General features: G+C 64.2%; 15 protein-coding genes. 10 read left to right on the top strand and 5 right to left on the bottom strand.

Annotation, left to right across the window (positions count from 1 at the left end; all coding sequences use genetic code 11):
• Positions 1-42: 42 nt before the first annotated feature.
• Positions 43-1,539: a signal recognition particle protein gene (gene ffh, locus ACEWPL_RS06475; RefSeq protein WP_393932665.1), complete on the bottom strand. Its 1,497-nt coding sequence runs from the start codon at positions 1,537-1,539 to the stop codon at positions 43-45.
• A gap of 273 nt (positions 1,540-1,812) precedes the next feature.
• Between ffh and ACEWPL_RS06470 the strand changes: the two genes are divergently transcribed.
• Together ACEWPL_RS06470 and ACEWPL_RS06465 are read left to right on the top strand one after the other, a co-directional pair.
• Positions 1,813-2,694 carry a LysR family transcriptional regulator gene (locus tag ACEWPL_RS06470; RefSeq protein ID WP_393932663.1) on the top strand — a complete coding sequence of 294 codons (882 nt, stop codon included), beginning with the start codon at positions 1,813-1,815 and terminating at the stop codon, positions 2,692-2,694.
• Positions 2,691-3,614, top strand: a complete 924-nt coding sequence (locus ACEWPL_RS06465; RefSeq protein WP_393932661.1) for a DMT family transporter — start codon at positions 2,691-2,693, stop codon at positions 3,612-3,614. Before ACEWPL_RS06470 ends, ACEWPL_RS06465 begins: the two co-directional genes overlap by 4 nt.
• Positions 3,615-3,786: 172 nt before the next feature.
• Here the strand turns inward: ACEWPL_RS06465 and ACEWPL_RS06460 are convergent, their stop codons facing one another.
• Positions 3,787-4,119, bottom strand: a complete 333-nt coding sequence (locus tag ACEWPL_RS06460) for an ArsR/SmtB family transcription factor (RefSeq protein ID WP_393932659.1) — start codon at positions 4,117-4,119, stop codon at positions 3,787-3,789.
• Positions 4,120-4,211: 92 nt separating this feature from the next.
• Here ACEWPL_RS06460 and ACEWPL_RS06455 point away from each other — a divergent pair, with 92 nt between their 5' ends.
• The 6 genes from ACEWPL_RS06455 to ACEWPL_RS06430 all read left to right on the top strand — a co-directional run bounded on the left by ACEWPL_RS06455 (position 4,212) and on the right by ACEWPL_RS06430 (position 7,546).
• Complete coding sequence (locus ACEWPL_RS06455) at positions 4,212-4,625, top strand: universal stress protein (protein WP_393932657.1); 414 nt, start codon at positions 4,212-4,214, stop codon at positions 4,623-4,625.
• A 231-nt stretch (positions 4,626-4,856) separates the two neighbouring features.
• Positions 4,857-5,219, top strand: a complete 363-nt coding sequence (locus ACEWPL_RS06450) for an AtpZ/AtpI family protein (protein WP_393932655.1) — start codon at positions 4,857-4,859, stop codon at positions 5,217-5,219.
• Complete coding sequence (locus ACEWPL_RS06445) at positions 5,209-5,991, top strand: F0F1 ATP synthase subunit A (protein WP_393932653.1); 783 nt, start codon at positions 5,209-5,211, stop codon at positions 5,989-5,991. Before ACEWPL_RS06450 ends, ACEWPL_RS06445 begins: the two co-directional genes overlap by 11 nt.
• A gap of 83 nt (positions 5,992-6,074) precedes the next feature.
• The gene (locus ACEWPL_RS06440) at positions 6,075-6,311 is read left to right on the top strand and encodes a F0F1 ATP synthase subunit C (protein ID WP_393932651.1); all 237 of its coding nucleotides are present in this window, start codon (positions 6,075-6,077) and stop codon (positions 6,309-6,311) included.
• Positions 6,312-6,405: 94 nt separating this feature from the next.
• Positions 6,406-6,984: a F0F1 ATP synthase subunit B' gene (locus tag ACEWPL_RS06435; RefSeq protein ID WP_393932649.1), complete on the top strand. Its 579-nt coding sequence runs from the start codon at positions 6,406-6,408 to the stop codon at positions 6,982-6,984.
• A 4-nt stretch (positions 6,985-6,988) separates the two neighbouring features.
• On the top strand, positions 6,989-7,546 hold the full coding sequence (locus ACEWPL_RS06430; RefSeq protein ID WP_393932647.1) for a F0F1 ATP synthase subunit B: 558 nt from the start codon (positions 6,989-6,991) through the stop codon (positions 7,544-7,546).
• 580 nt (positions 7,547-8,126) lie between these two features.
• Here ACEWPL_RS06430 and ACEWPL_RS06425 read toward each other — a convergent pair.
• Genes ACEWPL_RS06425 through ACEWPL_RS06415 form a run of 3 tightly spaced genes read right to left on the bottom strand, consistent with a single transcriptional unit; the run spans position 8,127 to position 11,316 of the window.
• Complete coding sequence (locus ACEWPL_RS06425; RefSeq protein WP_393932645.1) at positions 8,127-9,401, bottom strand: bifunctional folylpolyglutamate synthase/dihydrofolate synthase; 1,275 nt, start codon at positions 9,399-9,401, stop codon at positions 8,127-8,129.
• Positions 9,398-10,369, bottom strand: coding sequence for an acetyl-CoA carboxylase, carboxyltransferase subunit beta (gene accD / locus ACEWPL_RS06420; protein ID WP_393932643.1), 972 nt, complete (start codon positions 10,367-10,369; stop codon positions 9,398-9,400). Before accD ends, ACEWPL_RS06425 begins: the two co-directional genes overlap by 4 nt.
• A gap of 59 nt (positions 10,370-10,428) precedes the next feature.
• Positions 10,429-11,316 carry a CPBP family intramembrane glutamic endopeptidase gene (locus tag ACEWPL_RS06415; protein WP_393932641.1) on the bottom strand — a complete coding sequence of 296 codons (888 nt, stop codon included), beginning with the start codon at positions 11,314-11,316 and terminating at the stop codon, positions 10,429-10,431.
• A 129-nt stretch (positions 11,317-11,445) separates the two neighbouring features.
• On the opposite strand from ACEWPL_RS06415, the gene ilvD reads away from it, so the two are divergent.
• Together ilvD and ACEWPL_RS06405 are read left to right on the top strand one after the other, a co-directional pair.
• A complete protein-coding gene (ilvD, locus tag ACEWPL_RS06410; RefSeq protein ID WP_393932639.1) occupies positions 11,446-13,203 on the top strand; it encodes a dihydroxy-acid dehydratase in 1,758 nt (585 codons plus the stop codon).
• A gap of 5 nt (positions 13,204-13,208) precedes the next feature.
• Positions 13,209-13,979 (top strand): dihydroxy-acid dehydratase, encoded by a 771-nt coding sequence (locus tag ACEWPL_RS06405; RefSeq protein WP_393932637.1) that lies wholly within the window; start codon positions 13,209-13,211, stop codon positions 13,977-13,979.
• Positions 13,980-14,016: the final 37 nt, after the last annotated feature.

Genomic DNA, 14,016 nt, shown 5'->3' with positions numbered 1-14,016 from the left:
GCCCCCGGCGGGAGTATTGGGGGAGCAATGAAAGCATGGGGCTCACTTCTTCTTGCCGAAGCCTGAGAGGCCGGAGGGAAGACCGCCGCCGCCCATGCCGCCAAAGCCGCCGGGCATGCTGCCGCCCATCTTCTTGGCCGCCTGTTCCAGCGCCTTGGGGTCCATGCCTTGAATTTCCTCGGGCGAGGGGCCGCCGCCCTTGCCGAACATGCCCTTCATGGCCTGTTTCAGCATGCCGCCCTTGCCCATCTTCTTCATCATGTCCGCCATCTGGCGGTGCATCTTGAGAAGCTGGTTGAGCTGGCTCACCTCGAGCCCCGCGCCCTTGGCGATGCGTTTCTTGCGGCTGGCCTGAAGGATCTGCGGGTTGGCGCGCTCCTTCTTGGTCATCGACTGGATCAGGGCGATCTGGCGCGCGATGATCTTGTCGTCGAAGCCTGCCTCCTGCACCTGCTTGGCCATCTTGCCCATGCCGGGCATCATGCCCATCACGGATTCCATGCCGCCCATCTTTTGCATCTGTTCCAGCTGCATCCGCAGATCGTTCATGTTGAACTGACCCTTCTGGAAACGCTTCATCATGCGCTCGGCCTGTTCGGCCTCGATGGTGGCTTGCGCCTTTTCCACTAGGCTGACGATGTCGCCCATTCCGAGGATGCGGCCCGCGATCCGCTCGGCCTCGAAGGTCTCGATGGCGTCCATCTTCTCGCCCAAGCCGACGAAGCGGATGGGCTTGCCGGTGACGGCGCGCATGCTGAGGGCGGCGCCGCCGCGCCCGTCGCCGTCCATCCGGGTGAGGACCACGCCAGTGACGCCGATCTTGTCGTCGAATTCCGTGGCGACATTGACCGCGTCCTGGCCGGTGAGGCCGTCGACGACCAACAGCGTCTCGCGCGGGTTGGCGACATCGCGGACTGCGGCGGCCTGGGCGATCAGCTCGGCGTCGATATGGAGGCGCCCGGCGGTATCCAGCATGTAGACGTCATAGCCGCCGAGACCGGCTTGCGTTTTTGCGCGCTTGGCGATCTGGACGGGATCCTCGCCCTTGACGATGGGCAGTGTGTCGACGCCGATCTGCGTGCCGAGGATCGCCAGCTGCTCCATCGCTGCCGGGCGGTTCACGTCCAACGAAGCCATCAGCACCCGCTTGCCGTCGCGCTCTTTCAGGCGCTTGGCCAGCTTGGCGGTGGTCGTGGTCTTGCCCGAGCCCTGGAGGCCCACCATCAGGATCGGGGCGGGCGCGTTGTCGATTTTCAGCGCGCCGGGATCGCCCTCGCCGCGCAAGGTGTCGATCAGCGCGTCATGCACGATCTTGATGACCTGCTGGCCGGGCGTGATGGATTTCAGCACGGATTGGCCGGTGGCTTGGCTTTGCACCTTTTTCACGAATTCGCGCGCCACGGGCAGCGACACATCCGCCTCCAGAAGCGCGACACGCACTTCGCGCAGGGCGGTTTTCACGTCCTCTTCGCTGAGCGCGCCCTGTTTCGTCAGGCGGTCAAAGACACCGGAGAGGCGTTCGGATAGATTTTCAAACATCTGCCAAGGCTCCTGTCAGTGTCGCTCCGCCCTCATATGGGCAAGGCCGTCGAATGCGCCAAACCGGTAGAGCCCCCGTGGGCGCAAACGCGCTGACGGAGGGCGATCCCGGCAAAGGCCAAGGGACCGGAAGGCAAAACGCTTCCGGGGATTGCGGGCTGTCTAGGCGCGGACGCCGGGCGAGTCAAGCGCGGGGGTGCCCTTGCGCGGAGGGCGTGCATCGGATCACAGTGCGTGCAGCCGATCTGCGCAGCATCACTCCAAGGACCCCGCATGGATAACTGGGACGAGATCCGAACCGCCTTTCACGTGGCCCGCGCGGGCACCGTCAGCGGGGCGGCGGGCGCGCTGGGTGTGCATCACGCCACCGTCATTCGCCATATCGACGCGCTGGAGGCGCGGCTGGGCGTGCGGCTGTTTCAGCGCCATGCGCGCGGCTACACCCCGACCGAGGCGGGCGCGGACCTGCTGAGTGTGGCGCAGGGCGCGGACGAGGCATTTGCCCAGCTGGCGGGCCGGATCAAGGGACATGGCGGCGATGTCAGCGGCGATCTGGTGGTCACGGCCCTGTCCGGGTTCAACCATTTCCTCGTGCCGGCGCTGGGCGATTTCCAGCGCGCCTATCCCGATCTGGCCGTGCGCTATCTGACCGGAGATCGCTTGTTTCGTCTGGAATACGGCGAGGCGCATGTCGCCATTCGCGCTGGGGCCGCGCCGGACCAGCCCGACAATGTAGTGCAGCCGTTCTTTGATCAGTCTGTCACGCTTTATGCGGCCGAGAGCTATATCGAGCGTCACGGCAAACCCGAAAGCGCCGACGCGCTGGCCGGGCATCTGATGATCGGCGCGGCGAACCCGCTGTCGCGTGCGCCCCATGCGCGCTGGATGGCGCAAGCCGTGCCGCCCGAAGCGGTTGTGTTCCGTAGCGACGATGTGCATGCGCAATGGGCGGCAATCGAGGCAGGAGTCGGCATCGGCTTTCTGCCGACCCTCAAGGCGTCCAAGATGCCGCAGCTTGTGCAGATCGCCCCGCCACGTGCGGAATGGGCCGCCCCGCTCTGGCTGGTCAGTCATGTCGATTTACATCGCACCGCCAAGGTGCAGGCGCTGATGAGTTTCCTCAAGGCGCGCGTCGCAGGGTGGGGCCGGGCATGAGCGATGAATGGCGCGGCCATGTGGCGATGCTGGCTTTTTCAGGACTGATCGCGGGCTCGTTCGCGCTGGGCTCGCTGGCGGCGCCGCATATTGCGCCGGCGGCGCTGAATGCGCTGCGCTTTGGCGCGGCGGCGGTGCTGCTGGGTGGCTGGGCCTTTGCGCGCGGCAGCGTCGCCCGCAGCGATTTCGCGGCACCCTGGCGCTATATGCTGCTGGGCGCGCTGATGGCCTGCTATTTCGTGCTGATGTTCGAGGCGCTGAAGATTGCGCCGGCCGTCTCGCTCTCGGCAGTGTTCACGCTGTCGCCGATCCTGTCGGGCATCGCGGGCTACGTGCTGATGCGCCAGATCATGACGCGCCGCATGGCCGCCGCGCTGGCGGTGGGGGCGGCAGGGGCGCTGTGGGTGATCTTTCGCGCCGATCTGGCGATGCTTCTGGACTTTCGGATCGGGCGGGGCGAGATGATTTTTTTCTGGGGCTGCGCCGCGCATGCGGTCTACACGCCCCTGGTGCGCAGGCTGAACCGGGGGCAATCGCCGGTCACCTTCTCGTTCGGCACGATCGCGGCGGCGGCGCTGATCCTCATTTCACTGGGCGCGCGCGATCTGGCCACGATGGACTGGGGCGCGATGCCTGTCATCGTCTGGATCACGCTGGCCTATATCACCATCGTGGCGACAGCGCTGACCATCGTCCTTTTGCAATATGCGTCGTTGAGACTGCCCAGCGCCAAGGTGATGGCCTATACCTACCTGCTGCCTAGTTGGGTCATCTGCTGGCAGGCCGCGCTGGGCAATCCCTTGCCGCCTGTGCAGGTGCTGGCGGGGGTCGCGCTGACCATCGCCGCGCTGCTGATACTGCTCAAGAATGAAGAAGGGCGCCGTCCCGCTCTGCAGAAAGGCAGGAACCTTTCCGAGTGACCCGGCGTTGGCGCTGCAATGACAATAGCAAAACAAGGGACATCCCATGCGTAGTATCATTTATCTCGTTGGTCTGGTCGTTATCGTGCTCGCCATTGTGGGCTTCGTTCTGTAACGCACCGCCACGCAGAATTCCGGGCTGATCGAAGGGCGCCAGTCATGCGCGCCCCGGTCAGCCCTTTTCGCGTCCGAACTCGGCCGCCAGAAATACCTCGAACGCGTCCAGATCGACGGGCTCGAACTGACCAAAGCCCTGCATCCAGACCGATGCCGCGCGCAGGCCGCCGGGTTCCAGCTTGCACCATTTCACGCGCCCGCGCCGTTCTTGGCTGATCATGCCGGCGCGGCTCAATATTCCCAAATGCTTGGAAATCGCGGCAAGGCTAATGTCGAAGGGCTCGGCCACATCCGTAACGGCCATGTCATCCTCCAGCAGCATCGACAGGATCGCGCGCCGCGTCGGATCGGCAAGGGCCGCAAAGGTCAGGTCAAGGGATCCCGTCATCACGTCTCCTTTACAGTGCCGCCCGTGCTGCGACACAATGGCGGCAAGGGAATGCTTCTGCCTTGTATTCCCACAATGCGAAAGGAAAGCACATGTTCAACCACATCATGGTTCCGGTCGATCTGGTTCACAAGGACAAGCAACAAAAGGCCCTTGCCGTTGCGGGTGAAATGGCCAAGGCGCATGGCGCCAAGGTGCATGTCGTCAGCGTGGGCGGCGAGTTGCCCAGCAGCCTGGGGCACAATCCCAAGGAATTCGGCGGCCTGCTCGGGTCTTTCGCGAAGTCCCTCACCGACGAATACGGCGTCGCGGTCGAGGCCTATCCGGTCCAGTCCACCGACCCTGCCGTGGACACCACCCGCAAATTGATGGAGAGCATCGACGATCTGGGCATCGACCTGGTCATCATGGCCTCTCACGAGCCCGGCGTGATGGAGCATATCTTCAGCTCTCACGGCGGCTATATCGCGCAGCACGCAAAATGCTCGGTCTTCGTCGTGCGCTAGGCTGCGCGGCCCCTTGCGCCGTTCTTTGTCAACCATAAGGTTGAATAAGCTCCGGTGGCCTGAATCCCGCCATGCCGCCGGGGCGCTGCACCTCCAACCCTTTCATCGCTCCAAAATTACTCAATTCAAACAGTAGCTTGCGCGGGTCCTTCTTGCGGCGCGCCCGCGCTTGACTCAAACGGCCCCGCCGCATAGCAATGCGCCAACCGTCCGCATCCAAGGGCACGCCCAGTGACTGACCCCGATCATCGCGCCAGGCTTCGCGATCTCGAGGCCAAGATCGAAGCACTCAAGACCCCGAAAGAGGTCAAGCCCCATACGGACGAGCATTATTCGCAGGCCCAGCTGGCTTGGCGCATGGTGATAGAATTGGTGGCCGGTCTTCTGATCGGCTTTGGCATCGGATACGGGCTGGACCGCCTTTTGGGCACGTTGCCCATATTTCTGGTGCTCTTCACATTGCTGGGCCTCGCGGCAGGGATCAAGGTGATGATCCGCAGCGCGCAGGAAATCCAGCAGACCCAAGAGGCCGAAAAGGCCGCTGACCATACGGCCAAGCAGGGCCGCGACGAGAGGGCGAAAGATGGCGACTGAAGCAGCATCCGGTGAAACGACGGGTCTGGTCTTCCACCCGATGGACCAGTTCATCATCAAGCCGCTTTTCGGCGATGGTGAGGTCGGCCTCTTTACCGTGACCAACGTGACGCTCTGGATGGCGATCACGGTTCTGGCGACGATCGCGCTCTTGGTGCTGGGCTCGTCCAGCCGCCAGTCGATCCCCACGCGCATGCAGTCGGTGGCCGAGCTGGCCTATGGCTTTATCCGCAAGATGGTCGAGGATGTGGCGGGCCGTGATGCGCTGCCCTATTTTCCCTACATCATGACGATCTTCATGTTCGTCGTGATGGCCAACTTCGTCGGCCTGCTGCCGGGCGCTTTCACCACGACCAGCCATATCGGCGTCACCGCCGTGCTGGCGCTTCTGGTCTTCGTGTCCGTCACCGTCATCGGCTTCGTCAAGCATGGCGCAGGTTTCCTGGGACTTTTCTGGATCAGCGCCGCGCCGCTGCCGCTGCGCCCGATCCTGGCCTTGATCGAAGTCATTTCCTACTTCGTGCGCCCCGTCAGCCACTCCATTCGTCTGGCAGGCAACATGATGGCCGGCCACGCTGTGATGAAGGTCTTTGCCGCGTTCGCGCCGATGATCATCATCTCGACAGGCATCGGCCTCGCCGTGACGCCGCTCTCGATCCTCGCGATCTCGGCAATCTATGCGCTCGAAATCCTCGTGGCCTTCATCCAGGCCTACGTCTTTACCATTCTGACCTGCGTCTATCTCAAGGACGCGCTGCACCCGGCGCACTGATCCGCAGGCAAGGAATACCGGCAGGGCATCCTGCCGGACCAAACGACCGAAATACCGCAAATTCCACAGTAAGGAGACATCTCATGGAAGGCGATATCGCAACAATGGGCGCATACATCGGCGCAGGTCTGGCATCCGTCGGCATGGGCGGCGCAGCCGTCGGTGTGGGCAATGTTGTCGGCAACTTCCTGTCCGGAGCCCTGCGCAACCCCTCGGCTGCCGGCGGCCAGACGGCCACCATGTTCATCGGCATCGCGTTCGCCGAAGCGCTGGGGATCTTCTCGTTCCTCGTCGCGCTTCTGCTGATGTTCGCCGTCTAAGAACGTCCGTTAGACTGTTCCTTACGGGATGGGTGAAGGGCACCGTGCCCTTCACCCTCTCTCACAGACCGGCTTCCTGAGAAAGGACGACAAAATGGCTATCGAAACCGCTGCCGAGACGGCGGGCACCACGCCCATCGCCCTCGAAGAGGCCGGCGTCTGCGTCGACTCGCATGGCGGGGCCATCGGCCTGCCGCAGCTTTGCCCCGACTGGATGGGCAACCAGATTTTCTGGCTGCTGGTCACGCTTGTCGTGATCTTTTTCGTGCTGTCGCGCATCGCGCTGCCGCGCATCGCAGCCGTCCTGGCCGAGCGTCAGGGCACCATCACCAATGACATCGCCGCTGCCGAAGACCTGAAGGTCAAGGCCGCCGAGGCCGAAGCCGCCTATGAAAAGGCGCTGGCCGACGCGCGCAGCAATGCCAATGACATCATCGCCGAGACCAAGGCGGGCATCAAAGCCGATCTCGATGAGGCGATGGCCAAGGCCGACGCCGAGATCGCCGCCAAGACCGCCGAGGGCGAAAAGGCCATCGACGAGATCCGCGCGGGCGCGCTGGAATCGGTCAAGGTCGTGGCCAAAGATACCGCCAAGGAAATCGTCGCCGCGATGGGTGGGAAGGCCGACGCCAAGTCCGTCAACGCCGCCGTCACCTCGCAGATGAAAGGCTAATCTCATGCGCACGTTTGCAACTTTGATCGCGCTGATCACCGCCAGCCCCGCACTGGCCGCGACCGGCCCGTTCTTCTCGCTGTCGAACACGAATTTCGTCGTGATGATCTCGTTCATCCTGTTCGTCGCGTTCCTGATCTACCTCAAGGTGCCCGGCAAGATCGGTGAAATGCTGGACAAGCGCGCCGATGGCATCAAGTCCGAGCTGGACGAGGCGCGGGAGCTGCGCGAGGAGGCTCAAGCCCTTCTGGCCACCTTTGAGCGCCAGCAGAAGGACGTGCAGGACCAGGCCGACCGCATCGTGGCGCAAGCCAAATCCGAAGCGAATGACGCTGCCGAGCAAGCCCGCGAAGACCTCAAGAAGTCCATCGCGCGCCGCATGCAGGCCGCTGAGGATCGCATCGCCTCGGCCGAGGCGGGTGCCGTGCGCGAGGTGCGCGATCGCGCCATCGCAATCGCAATCGCCGCAGCCCGTGACGTGATCGCCAAGCAGATGAGCGCCGCAGAGGCGAACAAGCTGATCGACGAAGGTATCGACACGGTGGAGGCCAAGCTGCACTAAACGCGGCGCAGGCTCCGACATTGCAAAACCCGGCCCCAACTGGTGCCGGGTTTTTCTTTGCGCGGCAAAACTCCGAAGGGAGTTTTGAGCGGAAAACATATGTTTTCCGGCGTGTGGTGAATCGAGGTCTTTGAAAATGAAAGGGGGCCGTTGGTTCGGCCCCTCAATCACTCTGCTCAGATCGTTTTCGTCTTCTGCCTGCGTGTTGAACTGTTAACCAAGCTTGCCTCTGGCCCGCGCGCCCAGCGCGCCGGAAGCCTGTTGAATTACGGTGAAAGCCCCTGCGGTGCGCGCAACCCCTGATGAGATCGGCACCGCCCGCGTCATGCCGCCCATGCCTCGGCGCGTGTTGCGATCTTGGCGGTGTGGGATGACATTTCTAGGAAGTCTCCGGAACAGGGCGAAATCGGGATATTGGCGCCCATATTTAGGCGATGACGCAAGATATAGGCGCAAACCTGCGAATCGGTCAACCTGAATGAGGTGCGAAACTGCCCCCGTAAGAGCTCCACAGCACCCAGCGATTCGAATTATCGAATCGTTTCCGGGTATTTAGCCCAGGAAAAAAATTTACGCTAGGTCAGCCATTTTCGCGCAGCACATGCCCGGCAAGGTAAAGAGAGCCGCAGATGAGAATACGCGCCTCGGGCGCGTCCGCTACGATCCGGGCCAGAGCGCTGCGCAGGTCGGGCGCGACATAAGCGGTCAGCCCCGCGGCCTCGGCGGCTCTGGCGGTGACCTCGGCCAGCAGCGTATTGGCTTCGCCAGGGATGGAGAGCGCAGTCAGGCTGTCTGCCTGCGCGGCCAAGGGGCGCAGGTAGCCAGAAACATCTTTGGTGTTGAGCATGCCGCAGATCAGATGCGTCGGACGCGCGGGGAGGCTGGCCAGATGCCGGCCCAGCGCGGCGCCGGCAGAGGCGTTATGCCCTCCATCGAGCCACAGCTCTGCACGGGGTGCGGCCTCGGCCAGCGGGCCGCGATCGAGGCGCTGCATCCTCGCGGGCCATTCGGCGCGGGTGACGGCGGCTTCGGCAGCGTCCTCGCCCGTCCCGAGATGGCGCAGCGCGGCCAGCGCCGCGCCCGCGTTCTCTATCTGATGTGCGCCGGGCAGGTTGGGCAGGGGCAGGTCCAGAAGGCCGCTTTCGTCCTGGTAGATCATGCGGCCCCGTTCGGCGCTGACATGCCAGTGCTGACCGTGGGCGATGACCGGCGCGCCGTTGCGCGCGGCGACCTCCTCGATCACGCTGAGTGCCTCGTCTTCCTGCGGGCCAACGACGCAAGCCACCCCGCGCTTGATGATCCCCGCCTTCTCGAAGGCGATCTTGGCCAGCGTGTTGCCCAGATATTGCTCGTGGTCGATGCTGACCGGTGTGATGATGGTCAGCGCGGGTTTGGCCACCACGTTGGTCGCATCCAGCCGCCCGCCCAGCCCGACCTCAAGCAGCGTGTAGTCCGCAGGTGTGCGCGACATTGCCAGGAGGGCGGCGCAGGTGGTGATCTCGAAATAGGTGATAGGATCGCTGCCATTGGCGGTATAGCATTCGTCCAGAACCGCGCTCAGCGCGTCCTCGGTGATCAGATCGCCCGCCAGCCGGATCCGCTCGTGAAAGCGCGCGAGATGGGGCGAGGTATAGGCATGGACCCGGCTCCCGGTGGCCTCGAGCCCCGCGCGGATCATTGCCTGGGTGCTGCCCTTGCCATTGGTGCCGGCGATATGGATGACCGGCGGCAGGGCATCCTGCGGATTGCCGAGCGCGCCCAGCAGGCGCCATACTCGGTCCAGTGTCAGGTCGATGATCTTGGGGTGCAGCGCCATCATCCGCTCAAGGATGACATCCGATCCGGCGGCGCTCATTTCTTGGGCGCTGCCTGCTTCTGCGCGTCGGGCTTGGAGCCCGCCTTGGACGCATTGGCGTCGGCCTGTGGCTCGGCCACGTCGATGCTGGGCGCGGGCAGATCGCCGGCGATGGCGGGCGTCAGGCCCAGAAGCATGCGTGTAATGATGATCAGTTCTTCGCGCATCTTGGGACGCGGCGTCACGCGGTCCAGCATGCCGTGATCCAGTAGATATTCTGCGCGCTGGAAGCCCTCTGGCAGTTTCTCGCGGATGGTCTGCTCGATCACGCGGGGCCCGGCAAAGCAGATCAGCGCGTTCGGCTCGGCGATCTGCACGTCGCCCAGCATGGCGTAGGAGGCGGTGACGCCGCCCGTCGTGGGATGGGTCAGCACGACAATGTAAGGCAGGTTCGCCTCTTTCAGCATCTGGATCGCGACGGTGGTGCGCGGCATCTGCATGAGCGACAGAATTCCCTCCTGCATGCGCGCGCCGCCCGCGGCGGAAAAGAGGATCAGCGGCCGCTTCAGCTTGACCGCCGTTTCGGCCGCCGCGATGATCGCGTTGCCGACATACATCCCCATCGAGCCGGCCATGAAGCTGAAGTCCTGCGCTGCGGCGACGATGGGTGTGCGCCCGATCTCGCCCGTGGCGACCAGCATCGCCTCTTTTTCGCCGGTGGATTTCTGCGCGGCCTTCAGCCGGTCGGGATATTTCTTCTGATCGCGGAAATGCAGTGGGTCGGCCTTGGGCGCAGGCACGGCCACCTCCGAGAAGGTGCCGCCGTCGAACAGCGCCTGAAAACGCTGGCGCGGCGAGATGTTCATGTGATGTCCGCAATTGGTGCAGACGTTCAGGTTCTGGCTCAACTCGCGGTGAAACAGCATGCTGCCGCATTCGTCGCATTTGGTCCACAGGTTCTCGGGCATCTCGCGGCGCGAGAAGATCGAGTTGATGCGCGGACGCATGTAGTTGGTGATCCAGTTCATGTGACCTGCCTGTTTGTCGCGGTTCGCCCCGATTTAAGCCTCGGCGCGTAGAATTGCAATCAGACGCGCAGGGCCAGACGCGCCGCCAGATACGAGCAGAGGAGGATGCCCAGATCCACCGGCATCCATTGCAGCATCAATGCGGTGTCATCGGGGCCGAAGGGATAGGTCGCCAGCGCCAGACCGTCGAAATAGCCCGAAGGCGCGGCGATGGCGATGGCCCCGAAATTGTTGATCAGATGCAGGGCGATGGCGGGGCCGAGCGTGCCGCTGCGCGCCGTCAGATCAGCGGCGGCAAGGCCGAAGAGGATGGCCCAGATCACGATCACCCAGGAGGCGTCGCCCATCAGCCCCGGCTGATAATGCAGCAGTCCGAACAGCCCCGCCGGGACCGTGATCCACACCGCAGGATGGCGGAACCGTGCAGCAAGCTGGCTTTGCAGGTAGCCGCGAAACAACAGCTCCTCCGCGCCGGTCTGGATCAGGAGGCCCAAGAGGGTCAGTGGCAGAAGCGGCAGCCACCGCTCAAATGGCAGCCCGGCCTCCAGCGGGATCACGTCCAGCGATTGAATCAGCGAGGCCGCAACATAGACCCCCAGCAAGTAGAGGCTGACCCGCCCGGCCTGCCGCAGGGCCAATCCTCCGGGGCCGATCAGCGTGGCAAAGCCGCGTTTGTGCACGACCGGCAGAACCACGACCAGCGCCAAGATCAGCATTCCGAAAGCATAGAGATTGACCAGCGCGCCGCCGGGTGTCGTCGCCTCTTCTATGCCGAGCCCGTCAGGGCCCCAGGTCTGGGGCGGCAGAAATTGCGTGATGAGCCAGCCATAGCCCAGCGACAGCGCCAGAAAGACGGCGGTGGTCAGCACGATGCCCAAAAGCAGCCGCCAGATGGCGGCGCTTTGGCGAGCGGGCGTGACAAGGGGGGCATAGCCTGAGTATCGCATGGCGCAACGCTATCCCTGCCCGAAGGGCGGCGCAATCGGCCTCATGCTGCGCCGGCGCGCTTGCGCCAGAGGGGCCGCTCGCCTATTCCTCGGGCAGCAATTTTTCAGCCAAGGTTTCGCGAGGCCCTCATGATCAAGTTCGACAAGTCCAAACTGCCCAGCCGCTATGTCACCGAAGGGCCGTCCAAGGCGCCGCACCGGTCCTACATGTATGCGATGGGCTTGAGCGAAGAAGAGATCCACCAGCCCCTCGTCGGCGTCGCCACCTGCTGGAATGAGGCTGCGCCCTGCAACATCGCGCTCAGCCGTCAGGCGCAGGCGGTCAAGATGGGCGTCAAGGCAGGTAGCGGTACGCCGCGCGAATTCACCACGATCACCGTGACCGACGGGATCGCGATGGGCCATGAGGGCATGCGCAGCAGTCTGGCCTCGCGTGAGGCGATTGCCGATACGGTCGAGTTGACGATGCGCGGGCACGCCTATGACGCGCTCGTCGGCCTTGCGGGCTGCGACAAATCTCTGCCCGGCATGATGATGGCGATGGTGCGGCTGAACACGCCGTCTGTCTTCATCTATGGCGGCTCGATCCTGCCGGGCCGCGCGCCCCAGATCGACGAGATCCCTGAGGATTTCCGCACTCGCGATCTGACCGTGCAGGACATGTTCGAGGCGGTGGGCCGCCACCAGAACGGCACCCTTTCCGACAAGGCGCTGGATGTGCTGGAACGTGTCGCCTGCCCCAGCGCGGGCGCCTGCGGGGGCCAGTTCACCGCCAACACCATGGCCTGCGTCAGCGAGGCGATCGGCCTTGCGCTGATGAACAGCTCGGGCATGCCTGCCCCCTACGAAAGCCGCGATCAATATGGCGAGGCGTCGGGCCGCGCCGTGATGAACCTTTTGGAAAAGAACATCCGCGCCCGCGATGTCGTCACGCTCAAATCCCTGCAGAACGCCGCGCGCGTGGTTGCCTGCACCGGCGGGTCGACCAATGCGGGCCTGCACCTGCCGGCCATCGCGCATGAGGCGGGTATCGACTTCTTCCTTGAGGATGTTTGCGACATCTTCCGCGACACACCCTATTTCGTCGATCTGAAACCGGGCGGCGCTTATGTGGCCAAGGATCTTTACGACGTGGGCGGCATTCCTGTCGTGATGAAGGAGCTGCGCAAGGCGGGTCTCATCCACGAGGATTGCATCACCGCCAGCGGACGCAGCATCGGCGAAGAGCTGGACCTGATCGACCGCGAGGCTGATGGAAAGGTGATCTACCCCATCGAGACGCCGATCACCAAGACCGGCGGCGTTGTGGGCCTCAAGGGTAATCTTGCCCCCGAGGGCGCCATCGTGAAGGTCGCGGGTATCGCGGCCGAAAACCAGGTCTTCACCGGCCCCGCCCGCGTCTTCGAGAGCGAGGAAGAGGCGTTCGAGGCCGTGCAGAACCGCGGCTACGAGGAGGGCGAGGTCATCGTCATCCGCAACGAGGGCCCCGCGGGAGGCCCCGGCATGCGCGAGATGCTCGCGACGACTGCCGCGCTCAGCGGTCAGGGCATGGGCAAGAAGGTGGCACTGATCACCGATGGCCGTTTTTCGGGCGCGACCCGCGGTTTCTGCGTGGGCCATGTCGGTCCCGAGAGCGCCTATGGCGGCCCCATCGCCCTGCTGAAGAATGGCGATGTGATCACCATCGACGCCGTGAACGGCGCGCTGACGGTCGATCTCAGCGACGAGGAGCTGGCCAAGCGCAAGGAAGGTTGGGCCGGCCCGCGCGAGACGATGTATGCCTCGGGCGCGATCTGGAAATTCGCGCAGCTGGTAGGCCCGACCTACAAAGGCGCGGTCACCCATCCCGGCGCCGAGGCCGAGCGTCACATTTACATGGACATCTGAAGGCCTTGCGCTCGCCAATCAGACTTGCGCGCGGGGCGATGGTCTGCGCGCTGATCCTGCCCCTTGCCGCCTGTCTGGGCGGCGAGGGCGTGATGAAGGCGACCGAAGGCGCCGACAAGCAGATCGAGGCACCGCGCAGGGCCGCCTTTTTTGGCGGCGACGTGGTGGTAGCCGGCCCGGGTGGCTATTGTATCGATCCGGGCAGCGTGCAGACGGGCCGTAATGCGGCCTTTGCGCTGCTGGCCAGTTGCGCCCATCTGGGGAGCCTGACCGCGGGCAGTGTGCCGCCCGCTGTCATCACAGTTTCGGTCCTGGGCCGCGATCCCGATGCCGAGCAGCCATCGGCCAGCCGCCTGGCCAAGCCTTGGGCCAATGCGGGCGTCATCGACCAGATCGACGGCGATGGCATCTCCCTGATCCAGCTTGAGCGCGGCGGCGACACCCTTCTGCCGGGGGGCGACCCGCGCTATTGGCGCGGCGCGATGCTGATCAACGGGCATGTCATCGGCCTTGCCGCCTATGGCGATGTCGGAAGCGGCCTGCGCGCCGGGCCAGGGCGCGATCTGTTGATCGACGTCGCAGAGGCGATGCTGGACGCCAGCCCGACACGCCGTGCCGGGCCCGAACCGGCCGCGCCGCCCAATCAGGTCGATGCTGCCGCGACGGACAGCCAAAGGGATCCGCAGCCAGCGCTTGCGATGCTGGCGGACGGGGGCGGCGCGGCGCCACGCGGCTTCAAATCCATTCTGTCAGGATTGTTTCGCAATCCCGCTTAATCCTATAGAAGGGATTGCGAGGGCAGGTTACAAAATT

Origin of the sequence: Roseovarius roseus (genome assembly GCF_043355935.2) — a bacterium.
GTDB classification, from domain to species: domain Bacteria; phylum Pseudomonadota; class Alphaproteobacteria; order Rhodobacterales; family Rhodobacteraceae; genus Roseovarius; species Roseovarius roseus.
This window is presented reverse-complemented; position numbering and strand designations above follow the sequence as displayed.

Coding starts and splice junctions, on each gene's coding strand:
- ACEWPL_RS06425 (WP_393932645.1), bottom strand. CDS start 9,401: ATGAGCGCCGCCGGATCGGATGTCATCCTTGAGCGGATGATGGCGCTG.
- ACEWPL_RS06435 (WP_393932649.1), top strand. CDS start 6,406: ATGGCTATCGAAACCGCTGCCGAGACGGCGGGCACCACGCCCATCGCC.
- ACEWPL_RS06430 (WP_393932647.1), top strand. CDS start 6,989: ATGCGCACGTTTGCAACTTTGATCGCGCTGATCACCGCCAGCCCCGCA.
- ACEWPL_RS06440 (WP_393932651.1), top strand. CDS start 6,075: ATGGAAGGCGATATCGCAACAATGGGCGCATACATCGGCGCAGGTCTG.
- ACEWPL_RS06470 (WP_393932663.1), top strand. CDS start 1,813: ATGGATAACTGGGACGAGATCCGAACCGCCTTTCACGTGGCCCGCGCG.
- ACEWPL_RS06415 (WP_393932641.1), bottom strand. CDS start 11,316: ATGCGATACTCAGGCTATGCCCCCCTTGTCACGCCCGCTCGCCAAAGC.
- ACEWPL_RS06445 (WP_393932653.1), top strand. CDS start 5,209: ATGGCGACTGAAGCAGCATCCGGTGAAACGACGGGTCTGGTCTTCCAC.
- accD (WP_393932643.1), bottom strand. CDS start 10,369: ATGAACTGGATCACCAACTACATGCGTCCGCGCATCAACTCGATCTTC.
- ACEWPL_RS06455 (WP_393932657.1), top strand. CDS start 4,212: ATGTTCAACCACATCATGGTTCCGGTCGATCTGGTTCACAAGGACAAG.
- ACEWPL_RS06465 (WP_393932661.1), top strand. CDS start 2,691: ATGAGCGATGAATGGCGCGGCCATGTGGCGATGCTGGCTTTTTCAGGA.
- ACEWPL_RS06460 (WP_393932659.1), bottom strand. CDS start 4,119: ATGACGGGATCCCTTGACCTGACCTTTGCGGCCCTTGCCGATCCGACG.
- ilvD (WP_393932639.1), top strand. CDS start 11,446: ATGATCAAGTTCGACAAGTCCAAACTGCCCAGCCGCTATGTCACCGAA.
- ffh (WP_393932665.1), bottom strand. CDS start 1,539: ATGTTTGAAAATCTATCCGAACGCCTCTCCGGTGTCTTTGACCGCCTG.